Raw genomic sequence first — 15,822 nt, 5'->3', positions numbered from 1 at the left:
ATTCAAGTTGACTCTGCCGTTTGCTCCCGGGCTCATGCCCGGGAGCGGCTATCAGGCGTCTGCTCAGTGGTGAGCGGCCAGCGCTTCCAATTCACGGATGACATCCCAGGGTTTGAGCACCAGCACATCACTTTCCATGGCATCAAGTACTAATTCGGCAGTGTTACCTAGCAGTACGCCACTCAGGCCTCTGCGCGCCACGCTGCCGAGAACCGTGAGGGCGGCGCCTAGCTGATGGGCGACATGCGGAATCAGCTGGTCGGCAGGGCCTTCCGCAAGGTGCAGGTGTTGGTCGTCGATATCGAACTCGTCCTGATAGCCCTGGCACTGCTCATGGTAGAAGGTCAGGATGCTTTCCTTGAGCTGGAATATGGGGTCGGCTGCCGACAGCATCGGATAAGGGTAGGCGCTCATCATGTGCAGGCTGGCATGACTGAGGTGGGCGAGGTCGTGGCCGTGGCTGAGGATGCCAACCTGCAGCACACGATGCTTGAGGTCGTCGCTGCCAGCGTCAATGGCCGTAAGGATGGGGCGCTCTGTCCAAGGATTGGCATGCTTGACCATCAGCACCGGGCTCGGGCACTGGCGCAGCAAGTGCCAGTCTTCAGGAGTGAGTAGCGCCTTTTTTAGTGCGCTGTCCGCTCGATGCTGCTTGATCACCAGGTCGCAACCTTCAGCCTGCTGTACGGCGAACACCGTCTTGCAGGGATTGTCGTGCCAAGCCTGCTGAGCACTGACATCGTATCCCTCCTGCACCAGTTGCTCCTGCATCAGCTTCAGATACGACGAATGCCCATTTGGCTTGGCACAGAGCAGTAGATGCAAGTGGGCGTGGGTAAGGTCGGCAATCTGCTTGGCCTTGGTCAGGGCCAGGTCATCATGCTGGTGTTGGGCCAACACCACCAGGGCGTTACGGGTGGTATGCATGGCGCCTCCCTGTACATTGAGTACGTTTTGGGGATGGCGCGGACGCTTCTCTAGTTGTCCCTGCGATAGGCATACGCGTCGATTATCGCGACTACATTCGGTTCACCGGATTCGGGAGCCGAATCTGCCTCTGCCAAGCATTGTCTCGCGTCGTGGTCGGGCATAACGCTAGGGCGCTGAACACGCCACGACTGGCAAGGTCATGAATGGACGGTATGGCCGGTAGGAACGCCCGATGCTTTGGGGTCGCCACCTTGCTCGGCCCGCCAATGGGGGATCGCCGACCGGTCATATGACCAGTGATTTTGACGCGTACAGAACGATTGGGCAATGCAATCCGTCGCCCGTGTTATTCCAAATGGAAGTAGTGCCATATACGGTAGATATCGAGCCAAGTACAGCAAGCCCTGAGCTTTTGTGATGTGCAACCAGCTCTGATTAATCGCAGTACAAAGGGTGAGAAGTGGAAACGTTTAATTACAACATGCGTGTGCGCTTCCACTCGAAGAAGGGTGCCACCTTCAGCAATTGAAAACATGTTTGAGGTACGCCACGAAATTTTCATCCCGGCACTGTGTCTTGCCCGGGCTGTCGGAAATCTTGGCCACTGGTGCCCCATTGCAGGCCGTCATCTTGATCACGATATTCATCGGCTCCACGCCCGGGATATCGCAGGTCAGCCTGGTACCAATGCCAAAGCTCACATTGATGCGCTCATGCAACGCCCGGTACAACCCCAGCGCCTTGGCAAGGTCCAGCCCGTCGGAAAAAATCAGGGTCTTGCTCTTCGGGTCGATCCCCAGCCGCTCATAGTGGGCAATGGCCTTTTCCGCCCAGGCCAGCGGATCGCCCGAATCGTGCCGCAGGCCATCGAACAGCTTGGCGAAGTACAGGTCGAAGTCGCGCAGGAACGCGTCCATGGTAATGCAGTCGGTCAGGGCGATGCCCAGCAGCCCTCGATACTCCCGCACCCAGCATTCCAGTGCGGCAGCCTGGCTGTCGACCAGGCGCGGGCCGAGTTGCTGGTGAGCCATGAACCACTCGTGGGCCATGGTGCCGATCGGCTTGAGCTGGTATTCGCGGGCCAGGTGCACGTTGCTGGTACCGACAAAGCGACCCGGGAAGTCACGCTTCAGAATGTGCACCACCTCTTCCTGCACCCGGTAGGAGAACCGCCGCCGGGTGCCGAAGTCGGCCAGTTGGAAACCGGCCAGTTCTTCGGCGCTGGCCTCGGCCTTCAGCCAGTCGAGGTTCTGATACAGGCGCTCGCGGACCTGCTCGATCACCACCTCGCGATAACGGTAGCGGTTGCGCACCTCGCTGATGATCGCCAGCAGCGGGATCTCGTAGAGAATCACGTGCAACCACGGCCCGCGCACGCGAATCGCCAGTTGCCCGGCATCATCCAGCCCCACCTGCACATAGCGCAGGTTGAAGCGGAACAGGCTGAGAAAACGGATGAAATCCGGTTTGATGAACGGGATTTTCTCCAGGTAGGCGAGCTGGTCATGCGTGACGCTGACATCGGCCAGTTGCTCGACCTGATACCGGATTTCCGCCAGGTAAGGTGCGAGGTTCTCGCCGTTACGGCAGCGAAACTCCCATTCCACCTCGGCATTGGGGTAGTTGTGCAGCACCGCCTGCATCATGGTGATCTTGTAGAAATCGGTGTCCAGCAGGTTCTGGATGATGCGTGGGCCGAAAACGCTGTCGCTCATGGGCGGTCTTCCTTGATCAGAGAGAGCTGGTAGTCGAGCGCGGCTTCGTCGCCGCAGAGGATCACGCCCTCGGCGGCCAGGGCGCCACATGCTTCGATGGCGCCTGCCTGGGTGAGGGCGCGGCAGGCCGGCAGGTACAACAGCACCTGGAAGCCGGCCTGGCGCAATTGGCGCGCAGTGGTCCTGACGCAATAGTCCAGGGCCAGGCCACCGACGATCACCGCGCCCACCTGCTGCACCTTGAGGTACTCGATCACCCCGGTGGAGCGGCGTTCGGCCAGGTCGTGGTAGCAGGCGCCGTAGGGGTGCAGGTCGGGCTCGACGCCTTTCCATACGAAATAGTCATAGTCGATGGGGGCCGGCAGGCCGGGCAGCAACTCGAAGCCGGGTGTGCCGGGCACGCAGTGGCTGACCCAGGTCAGGTCGGCGTTGGCCAGCTGCAGGGGCTGCAGCATGTGCGCGGGGTCGGCGACTACCCAGGCGGCGTTGGCCGGGTGGGCGTCCTTGCTGCCCAGGCGCAGGTCGGCGCGTAACGCCATGGTATTAAGATCTACCGCGATTTCATCGCCTTCAGGAACCGGCAGTTCTTGTGGCACGTTGTTGGTGAAGCCGTTCTGGGCGTCGACATCGAAACTGGCGATCTTCATGGCGGTTCTCCTTGCTGACATGGCTATATAATTCATCTGGTGTATTAAGTATGTCAAGTGCCATCTTGTTAGGGATTTGGTGTTGCCTTACTTATACACCCTGGTGGATTATGAAGGCCTTGAACAAGGAGTCCCCCGGTGAATGCAGTCGAAGTCCTGGCCAGCGTCGATATCGTCGCCCTGCGCATGGCCCCCGAAGCTCAGCATCTGCAGGTGCTGTTGCACCGTCGTGAGCGTGAACCGCATGCCGGCCAGTGGGCCTTGCCCGGGGTGATCGTCAATGGCCGCACCCCCGACACCAGCCTGGAAGCTGCTGCCGAGCGTGCACTGCGCGAGAAAACCCAGGTTGTACCGTGCTACATGGAACAGGTAGGCACCGAGGGCAATGCCTTTCGCGACCCGCGTGGATGGTCACTCAGTACCTATTACCTGGCTTTGCTCGAACCCGGGCAGGCCGTCGAGGGCGAGCAACTGGCGTTTTTCGACTTGGACAGCGTATTGGCGCGCAAGGTGCTGTTGCCCTTTGATCACAACCTGTTGGTGGAGCGCGCCCGTGAGCGGCTGGCGGCGAAGACGGTGTACAGCAGCCTGCCGCTGTACCTGCTGGCGGAGAAGTTCACTGTGCTGGATGCGCTAGGCGCGATGCAGGCTTGCCTGGGGCAGGCGGTGAACAACACCTCGCTGCGCAAACGCCTGGAGCGCTTGCGCGAGCTGGGGTGGGTGAGGGACACCGGGGAGAAGAACCAGCCCAGGCTGGGCCGGCCGCAGCAGTTGTATCAGTACACGCCACAGGGGGAGCGGGCGTTCATGTTCGATCGCAGTCTGCTGCCTGAGGGCGCTTAGTCGCCTGCATCAGTGTGCGCAGCGGTTGGCATCCTGTTCTCCGCGGGTGCCTGGCGCGCCGCGTCACTCGTCGCCGTAGTTCATGATCGACAACAGGCGGATGGGTACCTGCACCAGCTGCTCGGGGCCGTGCGGGGTCTCGCCGTCGAAGGTCAGGCTGTCGCCGGCCTGCATGTGATAGAGCTGGTTGCCGTGGCGGTACACCAGTTCACCCTCCAGCAAGTGGAGGAACTCGGTGCCGGGGTGGGCGAAGGTCGGGAACTCTTCGCTGGCGTCGTCCATGCTCACCATGTACGCCTCGAAGTTCTTCTTCGGCCCCCTGGCGTGATTGAGCAAATGGTAGGTGTGGCCTTTCTCGGTACCGCGGCGCACCACCTCCAGCCCTTCACCGGCTTTCACCAACAAGGCATTGCCGTCGGGCTGGTCATATTGGCTGAACAGCTTGGCCATCGGCATGCCCAGCACGTCGCACAGGCGGCTGAGGGTGTCGAGGCTGGTGGATACCTGGGCGTTCTCGATCTTGCTCAGCATGCCTTGGCTGATGCCGGCGATGCGCGCCACGTCGGCTAGCTTGAGGGACTGGGCCTGGCGCTGGCGCTTGATCTGCAGGCCCAGGTACTGCTCCAGGCGAAGGCGCGGTTCGGTTTCGGTTGGCATCGAATGTCCTGCACGGTTTCAGTTCAAGAATAAAGTTTTCGCACTGGGAAAGTGCGAAATGCAGCTACGGTGGCTGCATCTTTCCTCGGGTGAAAACAAGTTTCCCATAAATGGAGCATGGAAATCTGCTTGGGTTTTGGGTTGCCGGTGCGGGCCTCTTCGCGGGTGAACCCGCTCCCACAGGCCCGCGAAGAGACCCGAACAGGCACACAAGGTTGCACCCTGAACAAAGTTGGCAAGCGCATTGCATTCCTGTGAGGAAAGTAAATTTCTCATGCGGAATCATTGCCCCTTGCCCAGGAGTGTTCAACCCATGTTGCCAGCAGAAACCCAGCGCACCCTCGATCAGCACGGCATCAAGTACGTGCTGGCACAGTTCGTCGATATCCATGGCTCGGCGAAGACCAAATCGGTGCCGGTCTCGGGCCTGAAGATGGTGGCCGAGGAGGGCGCCGGCTTTGCCGGGTTCGCCATCTGCGGCATGGGCATGGAGCCGCACGGCCCCGACTTCATGGCCCGCGGCGACCTTTCTACCTTGATCCCGGTACCGTGGCAGCCTGGCTACGGCCGGGTGGTGTGCGTAGGCCACGTGAACGGCCAACCCTGGCCCTACGACAGCCGTTATGTGTTGCAGCAGCAGGTGCAGCGCCTGGCCGACAAGGGCTGGACCCTGAACACCGGCCTGGAACCCGAATTCAGCCTGTTCCGCCGCGACGAGGAAGGCAAGCTGCAACTGGTGGATGCCTCCGACAACCTCGACAAGCCGTGCTACGACTACAAGGGCCTGTCGCGTTCGCGGCTGTTCCTCGAGCGCCTGACCGAGGCGTTGCAGCCGGTGGGCTTCGACATCTACCAGATCGACCACGAGGACGCCAACGGCCAGTTCGAGATCAACTACACCTACAGCGACGCCATGGAGTCGGCCGACCGCTTCACCTTCTTCCGCATGGCCGCCGGCGAGATCGCCAACGACCTGGGCATGATCTGTTCGTTCATGCCCAAGCCCGACCCCAAGCGCGCCGGCAATGGCATGCACTTCCACCTGTCGCTGGCCAGCAGCACCAACAAGAACCTGTTCCATGACCCGTCCGACAGCAGCGGCATGGGCCTGTCGAAGCTGGCCTACCACTTTGCCGCAGGCCTGCTGGCCCATGGCCCGGCGCTGTGCGCCTTCGCCGCGCCCACGGTCAACTCGTACAAGCGCCTGGTGGTCGGCCGCTCGCTTTCCGGCGCCACCTGGGCCCCGGCGTTTGTCGCCTACGGCGCCAACAACCGCTCGGCGATGGTGCGCATCCCCTATGGCCGCCTGGAGTTCCGCCTGCCGGACGCTGGCTGCAACCCGTACCTGGTCACCGCCGCGATCATTGCCGCCGGCCTCGATGGCATCGACCGCCAACTGGAGCCGGGCGAGATGTGCAACGAGAACCTCTACAACCTGAGCCTGGAAGAGATTGCCGCACGTGGCATCAAGACCTTGCCGCAGTCGTTGAAGGAAGCCGCCGACGCCCTGGAGGCCGACCCGCTGTTCCGCGAAGTGCTGGGCGCCGAGATCGTCGGCGAGTTCATCAAGCTCAAGCGCATGGAGTGGGTGGAGTACTGCCGCCACGTCTCCGACTGGGAAATCCAGCGTTACACCGAATTCTTCTGAGCGCCCCCAATCCCTTGGGCAGCCAGCACGAAAGCGGTCGCCCACTGCCTAGTAAGGAGCATCACCATGTGTGGAATCGTAGGTCTGTACCTGAAAAAGCCCGAGCTGGAAGCCCAGCTTGGCAAGCTCTTCGAACCCATGCTCGAAGCCATGACCGACCGTGGCCCGGACAGCGCCGGCTTTGCCATCTACGGCGACGAAGTGGCCGATGGCTGGGTCAAGCTGACCCTGCAGGCCACTGACGTCAACTACCCCTGGGCGGCCCTGATGGGCCAGCTGGAAGGGCGCCTGGGCTGCTCGCTGGACTGGTTCCAGAACGCCAGCGCCGCCGTGCTCAAGGTGCACACCCGCGAGACGTCGGCCCGCCAGGCCCTGAGCGAACTGGCCCCTGAAGTGCGCATCATGAGCGCCGGGCAGAGCATCGAGATCCTCAAGGGCATGGGCCTGCCGGCGGAAATCTCCAGCCGCTTCGGCCTGGCCGGCATGAAAGGCAGCCACATCATCGGCCATACCCGCATGGCCACCGAGAGCGCCGTGACCATGGAGGGCAGCCACCCGTTCTCCACCGGCGCCGACCTGTGCCTGGTGCACAACGGCTCGCTATCCAACCACTTCCGCCTGCGCCAGGAGCTCAAGCGCGAAGGCATCAGCTTCGAGACCGACAACGACACCGAAGTGGCCGCCGGCTACCTGACCTGGCGCCTGCAGCAGGGCGACAGCCTGGCCCAGGCCCTGGATGGCGCCCTGGAAGACCTGGACGGCTTCTTCACCTTTGCCATCGGCACCCGCAATGGCTTTGCCGTGATCCGCGACCCGATCGCCTGCAAGCCCGCCGTGCTGGCCGAGACCGACGACTACGTGGCCATGGCCTCGGAGTACCAGGCACTGGCCAGCCTGCCGGGCATCGAGAACGCCAAGGTCTGGGAACCGGCCCCGGCCACCCTGTACGTCTGGGAACGCGAAAGCGCCTGACCTGCCACCGAACCACTGGAGAACCACATGAATACGATCGACCTTTCCAGCACCTCGGTGCGTGTCCTCAACCAGTCCCTGCACGGTGAGGTGCTGGACCACGAATGGCGGGTGACCCACCCCGACGGCAAGCACAACCTGGCCGTGGGCATCAACGCCGCCGTGGCCGTGGATATCGAAGGCCACGCCGGCTACTACTGCGCCGGCATGAACCAGCAGGCCAGCGTCACCGTGCATGGCAACGTCGGTGTCGGCGTGGCCGAGAACATGATGTCCGGCACGGTGCGGGTCAAGGGCAGCGCCTCCCAGGCCGCCGGCGCCACAGCCCATGGCGGGCTGCTGGTGATCGAGGGTGATGCCGGCGCGCGCTGCGGTATTTCCATGAAGGGCGTGGATATCGTCGTCGGCGGCAGCATCGGCCACATGAGCTGCTTCATGGGCCAGGCCGGGCGTTTGGTGGTGTGTGGCGATGCCGGCGATGCGCTGGGCGATTCGCTGTACGAGGTGCGCATCTACGTAAAGGGTTCGGTGCAGTCACTGGGTTCGGACTGCATCGAGAAAGAGATGCGCGTCGAGCACCTGCAAGAGCTGCAGGAGCTGCTGAACAAGGCGGGCCTGGACCACAAGGCTGCCGATTTCAAACGCTACGGCTCGGCTCGCCAGCTGTACAACTTCAAAGTCGACAACGCCAGCGCGTACTGATCCAGGAGCATTCCCATGAGCGAGCAATTCCCCCCGGTACTGCGTGAGTCGGCCACCTTCGACCGCCTGACCATCCAGGAAATCCAGCGTGCCGCCGAAACCGGCATCTACGACATCCGCGGCGGCGGCACCAAGCGCCGCGTGCCGCACTTCGACGACCTGCTGCTGCTCGGTGCCAGCGTGTCGCGCTACCCGCTGGAAGGCTACCGCGAGAAGTGCGGCACCGATGTGCTGCTGGGCACCCGCTTCGCCAAGAAGCCGATCCACCTGAAAATTCCGGTGACTATCGCCGGCATGAGCTTTGGCGCGCTGTCGGCCAACGCCAAAGAGGCCTTGGGCCGTGGTGCGACCATCGCCGGCACCAGCACCACCACTGGCGACGGCGGCATGACCCCGGAGGAACGCGGCCAGTCGCAGCACCTGGTGTACCAGTACCTGCCGTCGCGCTACGGCATGAACCCCGACGACCTGCGCAAGGCCGATGCCATCGAGATCGTCCTCGGCCAGGGTGCCAAGCCGGGCGGTGGCGGCATGCTGCTCGGCATGAAGGTGACCGAGCGGGTGGCGGGCATGCGCACCTTGCCGATCGGCGTCGACCAGCGTAGCGCCTGTCGCCACCCGGACTGGACCGGGCCGGATGACCTGGCGATCAAGATTGCCGAGATCCGCGAGATCACCGACTGGGAAAAACCCATCTACGTGAAGATCGGCGCCAGCCGCCCGTACTACGACGTGAAGCTGGCGGTGAAGGCCGGTGCCGATGTGATCGTGCTCGACGGCATGCAGGGCGGTACCGCCGCGACTCAGGAAGTGTTCATCGAGCACGTCGGCATCCCGATCCTGCCGGCCATTCCGCAGGCAGTGCAGGCGCTGCAGGAAATGGGCATGCACCGCAAGGTGCAGCTGATCGTTTCCGGGGGTATTCGCAATGGCGCCGACGTGGCCAAGGCCATGGCCCTCGGGGCTGATGCGGTGGCCATTGGCACTGCGGCGCTGATCGCGCTGGGTGACAACCACCCGCGGCTGGATGCCGAACTGAAGAAGATCGGCTCGGCGGCCGGTTTCTATGACGACTGGCAGAACGGCCGCGACCCGGCCGGCATTACCACCCAGGACCCGGAGCTGGCCAGGCGCCTGAACCCGGAGGAGGCCGGGCGCCGGCTGGCCAACTACTTGCGGGTGCTTGTGCTGGAGGCGCAGACCATGGCGCGGGCGTGTGGCAAGTCGCACTTGCACAACCTCGACCCGGAGGACCTGGTGGCGTTGACCGTGGAAGCTGCGGCGATGGCACGGGTGCCGTTGGCGGGGACCGCCTGGGTGCCGGGGCAGGCGCAGTATTGAGTTGAGCGTCGGGGGCTGCAAGGCAGCCCCAGGGCACCCCCACCATTCACACAGGAGTGACTCCATGAAGCACCTCACCCTCGCTGTAATGTTGTTAGCCCTGACCACCCGGGCCCACGCCGCCGACCCCACCCTGGACACCGGCAACACCGCCTGGATGATCTGCGCCGCGATGTTCGTGCTGATGATGTGCATCCCGGGCCTGGCACTGTTCTACGGTGGCATGGTGCGGGCCAAGAACTTCCTCTCGGTATTCACCCAGCTGTTCGCCGTTGCCGGGGTGATCGGCATTCTCTGGGTGCTGTTCGGCTACAGCCTGGTAGTGGACACCGCCGGCATGGTCGAGGGCCAGCTGACCCTCAACAGCTTCATTGGCGGGCTGGGCAAGGCGCTGATGCTGGACATCGGCCATGACAGCTTGGTCGGCACCATCCCCGAAGGCGTGTTCGCAGTGTTCCAGCTGACCTTCGCCATCATTACCCCGGCGCTGATTGCCGGTGGTTTTGCCGAGCGCATGAAGTTCAGTGCTTCGTTGCTGTTCATGGCCGCCTGGTTCGTGCTGGTGTACGCGCCGATCGCGCATATGGTCTGGGGCGGGCCGGGGGCGTTGATGGTCAACTGGGGTGTGCTGGACTTTGCCGGCGGTACCGCCGTGCATATCAACTCCGGCGTGGCAGCGCTGGCTGCGGCGTTGATGCTGGGCAAGCGCAAGGGCTACCCGCAGGTGGCCATGCCGCCGCACAACCTCGGTTTCACCCTGGTGGGCGCCGGGTTGCTGTGGGTGGGCTGGTTCGGCTTCAACGTCGGCTCGGGGCTCGCGGCCAACCAGGCGGCAGGGGTGGTGATGCTGGCGACCATGGTGGCGGCCTGTGCGGGGATTGTCGGCTGGTTGCTGACCGAGAAGGTGGCGCATGGTCGGCCGACGGCCTTGGGTGCGGCTTCAGGGGCTTTGGCAGGGTTGGTCGGCATTACCCCGGCCTGTGCATTCGTCGGGCCGTTGGGCGCGCTGGTGATCGGGTTGTTGACCGGGGCCATCTGCTTCTTTGCCGTGACCCGGTTGAAGCAGGCGCTGGGCTACGACGACAGCCTGGATGTGTTCGGCCTGCATGGCGTGGGCGGAATGGTCGGCGCGATCCTTACCGGGGTCTTTGCCGCGCCTGCGTTGGGCGGCTATGTGGAGGGTGCATCACCGGTCGGGCAGGCATTGGTGCAGTTGAAGGGGGTGGCGTTCACCTTCGTGTATTGCTTTGTGGTGAGTTGGGCGATTCTGGGGGCGATCAAGCTGACCATCGGGCTGCGGGCTAGCCGGGAAGAGGAAGAACAGGGGCTGGACCTGGCGGAGCACAATGAGCGGGCCTACAACCTCTGATTGATGTGTTGCCTGTAACGGCCTATTCGCGGGTAAACCCGCTCCCACAGGGAACGCACAGATCCTGAGACGTGCGCTATCCCTGTAGGAGCGGGTTCACCCGCGAAGAGGCCGGCACTGGCTGAATCAGTGCCCCAGGGCCACCTTGGCACTCATCTGCCGGCGACGGTAGGCGCTGTCACGGCTGGCCAGCCACCAGTACAGCGGCGAAGTAACCGCCAGCCCCACCAGCCACGACAGGTCCGCTCCGTTGATATGCTCGGAAATCGGCCCGACATACAGTGGCGTGTTCATGAACGGGATCTGCACCACAATGCCCACGGCATAGGCAATCAGCGCCTGCGGGTTGTAGCGCCCGTAGATGCCGCCATCGACCTGGAAGATCGACTGGATATCGTAGTCACCCTTGTGGATGGCATAGAAGTCGATCAGGTTGATTGCTGTCCACGGCACCAGCACCACCAGCAGCACCAACACCATGTCGACGAAGTGGCCGATGAAGTCCGCCGAGGCGAACACCGCCACCACGCAGCAGGCCGTCAGTACTACCAGCGACAGCACGGCGCGGCTCTTGGCGGTGGGGATCCAGCGATGGGCGAAGGTTTGCACCAGGGTGATGATCGACAGCACTGCGCCATACAGGTTGAGTGCGTTGTGGCTGATCACGCTGAGCAGGAACAGCACCAGCATGATCGGGCCGAGGGTACCGGTGGCCAGCTTGACTGCATCCATGGTGTCCATGCCGGCCGGGATCGCCAGCACCGCCACGGCGCCGAAGATGAACGACAGGCTCGAACCCAGGGCCGAGCCCAGGTAGGTAGTCCAGAACGTCGAGCTGACCTTCACGTCCGCCGGCAGGTAGCGCGAGTAGTCCGACACGTAGGGTGCAAAGGCGATCTGCCACAGCGCCGCCAGTGACACGGTGGCCAGCCAGCCGGCCAGGTTGAAGCCGCCGCGGGTGAGGAAGTCGTCGCTTTGCACGTGGCTGAAGATGTAGCCGAAGCCGACCACGATGCCGATACCCAGCACCCAGGTGCCGATGCGGTTGAGCACGTGGATGAAGCGGTAGCCGATGATGCCGATGATGCCCGAGCCCAGCGCACCGATGACGATGCCCACCGGTACCGGCACGGCATCGACCACGCCGTGCAGCGACTTGCCGGCGAGGACGATGTTGGAGGCGAAGAAGCCGATGTACATGACCCCGGCGATCACCACCACCAGCAGCGCGCCGAGCGAGCCGAACTGGGCGCGGCTCTGGATCATCTGCGGGATGCCCATCTGCGGGCCCTGGGCCGAGTGCAGCGCCATCAGTACGCCACCGACCAGGTGGCCGACCAGGATGGCGACGATGCCCCACACCAGGTTCAGGTGGAACAGTTGCACGCCCAGCGCGCCTGTGACGATGGGCAGCGGCGCGATGTTGCCGCCGAACCACAGTGTGAACAGATCCCTTACCTTTCCATGGCGGTCTTGCGGGGGCACGTAGCCGATCGTGTGTTTTTCTATGAGGGGTGCCGAATTGGCTGCACTGGTCATGACTGACTCCAAGGCAAGGTAGGGCATCGGGAGCTGCCCGGGGGCGTGCCGGCGAAGGGCGACGCGTTCTTGTTGGAGCGATGATGCGGGGCGCGGGGATAACGAGAAATTAGTAAATATGTGCCCATAAACCTTAAAAAACCTAAGGCTGACAAAAGGTTAAGCGGAGGACGGTAGCAAGGAGGGTGCCAGGGTGCGGGAGGGCTTGGGCTAGAGGGGTTTGGGCAATATGGAGGTAAGAAGCGGTGTGCTTTTCTGGGGCGCCGTGCGCGTTTGCAGGGCAGATAAAAATGTCGCCCCTGTCGGCCCTTTCGCGGGTGAACCCGCTCCCACAGGTAATGCGCATGACTTGAAATCAATGCGGTCAAGGTGGGAGCGGGTTTACCCGCGAAAGGGCCGGCACAGGCAACAACGCTACATCGGCAACAACCGATCCTGAATCACCTCTTTCATCACCAGCGTCGAACTCAACCGCTTCACATTGGGAATGCTGGTCAGCTGCTCGTCATACAGCTTCTGGAACGCCGGCAAATCCTTGGCCACCACATGCAGCAGATAATCCGGGTCGCCAAACAGCCGCTGCGCCTCGACGATCTGCGGGATTTCGGCCAGCGCCGCTTCAAAGTCCGCTACCGGCTGGCGAGTGACTTCGCGCAAGGTCACGAATACCAGCGCGGCAAAGTTCAGCCCCAGGGCGCTCGGCGCCAGGCGGGCGTGATAGCCAAGAATCGCCCCGGACTCCTCCAGCGCCTTCAAGCGCCGATGGCAGGGCGACAGGCTGAGCCCCACACGGTCGGCCAGTTCGGTCACCGATAGCCGACCATCTTTTTGCAGTTCGGCAAGGATTTTTCGATCAGTCCTGTCCATTGAGAAGGATCTTCCAGTAATTGAGGGCTGTTGGGGAATATACGAAAGAAAATCCCTCGGCGGAATCCGTAATCTTTCGTCATCCCAAAGCAGTGGAAAAAGGAAGATTCAAGTGGCTCTCAGTGTTCTGACGGCGTTCTGGGCCGTGTCGATGCTGTTCGTGATTACCCCGGGCGCGGACTGGGCCTACGCCATTTCGGCGGGCATGCGGGGGCGCTGGGTGATGCCTGCGGTGGCGGGGATGTTGTCGGGGCATTTCCTCGCGACCCTGGTGGTGGCGGCAGGGGTCGGCAGCCTGCTGGCCGGCCACCCGCTGGCGCTGACCTTGCTGACCCTGGCGGGGTGCAGCTACCTGCTGTGGCTGGGTGGCAACCTGCTGCTGAGCCCCGCCTTGCCGGCGGCCGGGCAGGATGGTGCGGGGGAGTCGGGGTCCCGCTGGGCATTGAAAGGGTTTTGCGTCAGTGGCCTGAACCCGAAGGTGTTCCTGCTGTTCCTGGCCCTGTTGCCGCAGTTCACCGACCCGCAGTCGAGCTGGCCGGTACCGTTGCAGATCTTGCTGCTGGGCCTGGTGCACCTGTGCAGCTCGTTGGTGATCTACTCGCTGGTCGGTTATGGCGCCAAAGCCGTGTTGAGCACCCGGCCTGGGGCGGCGAAACTGGTTGGCCGGGTGTCGGGGGTGGCGATGATTACGGTGGCCCTGGGCTTGATAGCCGGCCAGATCAGCTGACTCACTTGCCAGCGTTCCTATAGGTTGCCGCGTTAACTTGCTGGCCGAAGGGCGGCGTTGACCGCTAGGCCTCAGGCGGCGGCTCCTGGGGCAGGTACAAGGTGAAGGTGGTGCCCTGGCCCGGCACACTCTTCACCTGTACATCGCCCCCGGACTGCCTGGCAAAACCGAACACCTGCGACAGCCCGAGCCCGGTGCCTTCACCCGGTGCCTTGGTAGTGAAGAACGGGTCGAAGATACGCTCCAGCAGTTCGGTGGCAATGCCGACACCGCTGTCGCTCACCGAAATCGCCGCGAACGGGCCCGGCTGTGGCGCCTGGCCGCGCAGGGCGGGCAGTGACTGGTCAGCCTGCAGGCGCAGCTGCAAGGTGCCTTCGCCGGCCATGGCGTCGCGGCCGTTGAGCATCAGGTTGATTACCGCGGTTTCCAGTTGATTGAGGTCGGCGCGGATATGGCAAGGCGCCTGTGGCAACTGCAGCTCGACCTGGATCCGCGCACCGGTGGCAGTGTCGAGCATGTCGGCCATGGCCTCCAGCCGTGGCCCGGCCTCGAACACTTGCGGGCTCAAGGCCTGGCGGCGGGCGAAGGCCAGTAACTGGCCGGTCAGCTTGGTACCGCGGTCGACAGTGTCGGACATGGTCTTGAGATAGCGTTCGCGACGCTGTGCATCGAGGTTGGGGCGCTGCAGAAAATGCAGCGACGAGCGAATGATGGTCAGCAGGTTGTTGAAGTCATGAGCCACGCCACCGGTAAGTTGGCCAATGGCTTCGAGCTTCTGGGTCTGGCGCAGCACGGCTTCTGTGTGCAGCAACTGGCTGGTGCGTTCATCCACGCGCTGTTCGAGGGTGGCATTCAGCGCCTCCAGTGCCGCCATGGCTTCGCGGACCTCGGCGTGGGCCTGTACCCGCTGGATATGCGCCCAGCAGCGCTCGGTGACTTCACTGATCAGCGTCTGTTCATAGTGGGTCCACTCCCGTGGCACCTTGTCGTGGATGGCCATCAGCGCGGTCAGTCGGCCGCCTTTGATCAGGGGCATGCAAATGGTCGCGGTAATGCCGATGGCCTGGAAGGTGGCAGCTTCCTCCGGGGACAGCTCGCTAAGGTTGTCCTGGATGACCAACGGCAGGCCATTGCGCAGGCGGCCGAGCGCCAGCTTGCCAAAATCCTGCAACCGATAGCGGCCCAACAGATGCGGCGAGCCCGGCGCCACGGCGTCACCGCAGATGGTGAAACCGTCTTCGTCGGGCTCCATCACCGCATAGGCGCAACTCGACAGTTGCAGGTGCTCGACCAGCATGCGCGTGGTAGTGGCAAGGATCTGGTCCGGGTCGGTGGCGTCTGCCACGGCGCGGCCCAGGTCGTCGAGGAAGTTCAGGCGCTGGTTGGCGAGCACGCTGGCGGTGGTTTCGGTGACTGTATCGAGCATGCCCAGCACCTTGCCGTCGTAGTCGCGGATGGGGCTGTAGCAGAAGGTGAAATAGGCCCGCTCGGGGCCGCCGTTGCGGTCGATGACGAGCGGGAAGTCTTCGATGTACACCGCCTCGCCGGCCAGGGCGCGGTTGGCCATGTGGCCGATGTCGGCCCAGGCCTCCTGCCACACGGCGCGGAAGGGGATGCCCAATGCCGAGGGCTTCTGCCCGAGAATCTGTGAGAAAGCGTCGTTGTGCAGGGTGAGCAGGTCAGGGCCCCAGAGCACGGCTTGCGGAAAGCGCGAGGCCAGGCACAGGGCCAGGCTGGTTTTCAGCGGGTCGGGCCAATGCTCCAGCGGGCCCAGCGGGGTGGCGGCCCAGTCGTGGTTGCGGATGCGCTCGGCCATCAGACCGCCGCCGTCTAGCCATTTTGCCATGTGCACTGCTGGTCCTTTT

The 15,822-nt window shown here is 63.3% G+C and carries 14 protein-coding genes; 7 read left to right on the top strand and 7 right to left on the bottom strand.

The window, feature by feature from the left end; genetic code table 11:
- Nucleotides 1–63: 63 nt before the first annotated feature.
- The 3 genes from RR51_RS14240 to RR51_RS14230 form a co-directional block, all read right to left on the bottom strand.
- Nucleotides 64–927, bottom strand: coding sequence for a universal stress protein (locus tag RR51_RS14240; protein WP_039613874.1), 864 nt, complete (start codon nucleotides 925–927; stop codon nucleotides 64–66).
- A 521-nt stretch (nucleotides 928–1,448) separates the two neighbouring features.
- Entirely contained in the window at nucleotides 1,449–2,645 is a 1,197-nt protein-coding gene (gene pncB, locus RR51_RS14235) for a nicotinate phosphoribosyltransferase (protein WP_039613873.1), read from the bottom strand.
- Nucleotides 2,642–3,292, bottom strand: a complete 651-nt coding sequence (locus tag RR51_RS14230; RefSeq protein WP_013973045.1) for an isochorismatase family protein — start codon at nucleotides 3,290–3,292, stop codon at nucleotides 2,642–2,644. The genes pncB and RR51_RS14230 overlap by 4 nt, the downstream gene beginning before the upstream one ends.
- Nucleotides 3,293–3,430: 138 nt before the next feature.
- On the opposite strand from RR51_RS14230, the gene RR51_RS14225 reads away from it, so the two are divergent.
- Nucleotides 3,431–4,135, top strand: a complete 705-nt coding sequence (locus RR51_RS14225; protein ID WP_013973044.1) for an NUDIX hydrolase — start codon at nucleotides 3,431–3,433, stop codon at nucleotides 4,133–4,135.
- Between the two features lie 63 nt (nucleotides 4,136–4,198).
- Here the strand turns inward: RR51_RS14225 and RR51_RS14220 are convergent, their stop codons facing one another.
- Nucleotides 4,199–4,792 (bottom strand): helix-turn-helix domain-containing protein, encoded by a 594-nt coding sequence (locus RR51_RS14220; protein ID WP_039613872.1) that lies wholly within the window; start codon nucleotides 4,790–4,792, stop codon nucleotides 4,199–4,201.
- Between the two features lie 313 nt (nucleotides 4,793–5,105).
- On the opposite strand from RR51_RS14220, the gene glnT reads away from it, so the two are divergent.
- From glnT to RR51_RS14195, 5 genes are all read left to right on the top strand, one after another.
- Nucleotides 5,106–6,440 carry a type III glutamate--ammonia ligase gene (gene glnT, locus RR51_RS14215; protein WP_039613871.1) on the top strand — a complete coding sequence of 445 codons (1,335 nt, stop codon included), beginning with the start codon at nucleotides 5,106–5,108 and terminating at the stop codon, nucleotides 6,438–6,440.
- A 66-nt stretch (nucleotides 6,441–6,506) separates the two neighbouring features.
- A complete protein-coding gene (locus RR51_RS14210; protein WP_039613870.1) occupies nucleotides 6,507–7,412 on the top strand; it encodes a class II glutamine amidotransferase in 906 nt (301 codons plus the stop codon).
- 27 nt (nucleotides 7,413–7,439) lie between these two features.
- Entirely contained in the window at nucleotides 7,440–8,114 is a 675-nt protein-coding gene (locus RR51_RS14205) for a protein glxC (protein ID WP_039613869.1), read from the top strand.
- A gap of 15 nt (nucleotides 8,115–8,129) precedes the next feature.
- Nucleotides 8,130–9,455 carry an FMN-binding glutamate synthase family protein gene (locus tag RR51_RS14200; protein ID WP_013973039.1) on the top strand — a complete coding sequence of 442 codons (1,326 nt, stop codon included), beginning with the start codon at nucleotides 8,130–8,132 and terminating at the stop codon, nucleotides 9,453–9,455.
- Nucleotides 9,456–9,519: 64 nt separating this feature from the next.
- Nucleotides 9,520–10,824 (top strand): ammonium transporter, encoded by a 1,305-nt coding sequence (locus RR51_RS14195; RefSeq protein ID WP_039613868.1) that lies wholly within the window; start codon nucleotides 9,520–9,522, stop codon nucleotides 10,822–10,824.
- 126 nt (nucleotides 10,825–10,950) lie between these two features.
- Here the strand turns inward: RR51_RS14195 and RR51_RS14190 are convergent, their stop codons facing one another.
- Nucleotides 10,951–12,363, bottom strand: coding sequence for a purine-cytosine permease family protein (locus RR51_RS14190; protein ID WP_039613867.1), 1,413 nt, complete (start codon nucleotides 12,361–12,363; stop codon nucleotides 10,951–10,953).
- Nucleotides 12,364–12,777: 414 nt separating this feature from the next.
- On the bottom strand, nucleotides 12,778–13,230 hold the full coding sequence (locus tag RR51_RS14185; RefSeq protein ID WP_015270735.1) for an Lrp/AsnC family transcriptional regulator: 453 nt from the start codon (nucleotides 13,228–13,230) through the stop codon (nucleotides 12,778–12,780).
- A 112-nt stretch (nucleotides 13,231–13,342) separates the two neighbouring features.
- Here RR51_RS14185 and RR51_RS14180 point away from each other — a divergent pair, with 112 nt between their 5' ends.
- Nucleotides 13,343–13,957, top strand: coding sequence for a LysE family translocator (locus tag RR51_RS14180; RefSeq protein WP_015270734.1), 615 nt, complete (start codon nucleotides 13,343–13,345; stop codon nucleotides 13,955–13,957).
- Nucleotides 13,958–14,021: 64 nt separating this feature from the next.
- On the opposite strand, the gene RR51_RS14175 is transcribed toward RR51_RS14180, so the two are convergent.
- A complete protein-coding gene (locus RR51_RS14175; protein ID WP_039613866.1) occupies nucleotides 14,022–15,803 on the bottom strand; it encodes an ATP-binding protein in 1,782 nt (593 codons plus the stop codon).
- Between the last annotated feature and the right edge of the window lie 19 nt (nucleotides 15,804–15,822).

The organism is Pseudomonas sp. C5pp, from assembly GCF_000814065.1.
In the GTDB taxonomy this organism is placed as follows: domain Bacteria; phylum Pseudomonadota; class Gammaproteobacteria; order Pseudomonadales; family Pseudomonadaceae; genus Aquipseudomonas; species Aquipseudomonas asiatica.
Note: the sequence above shows the minus strand (reverse complement) of the source record. Positions and strands in the feature narration are given on the sequence as shown.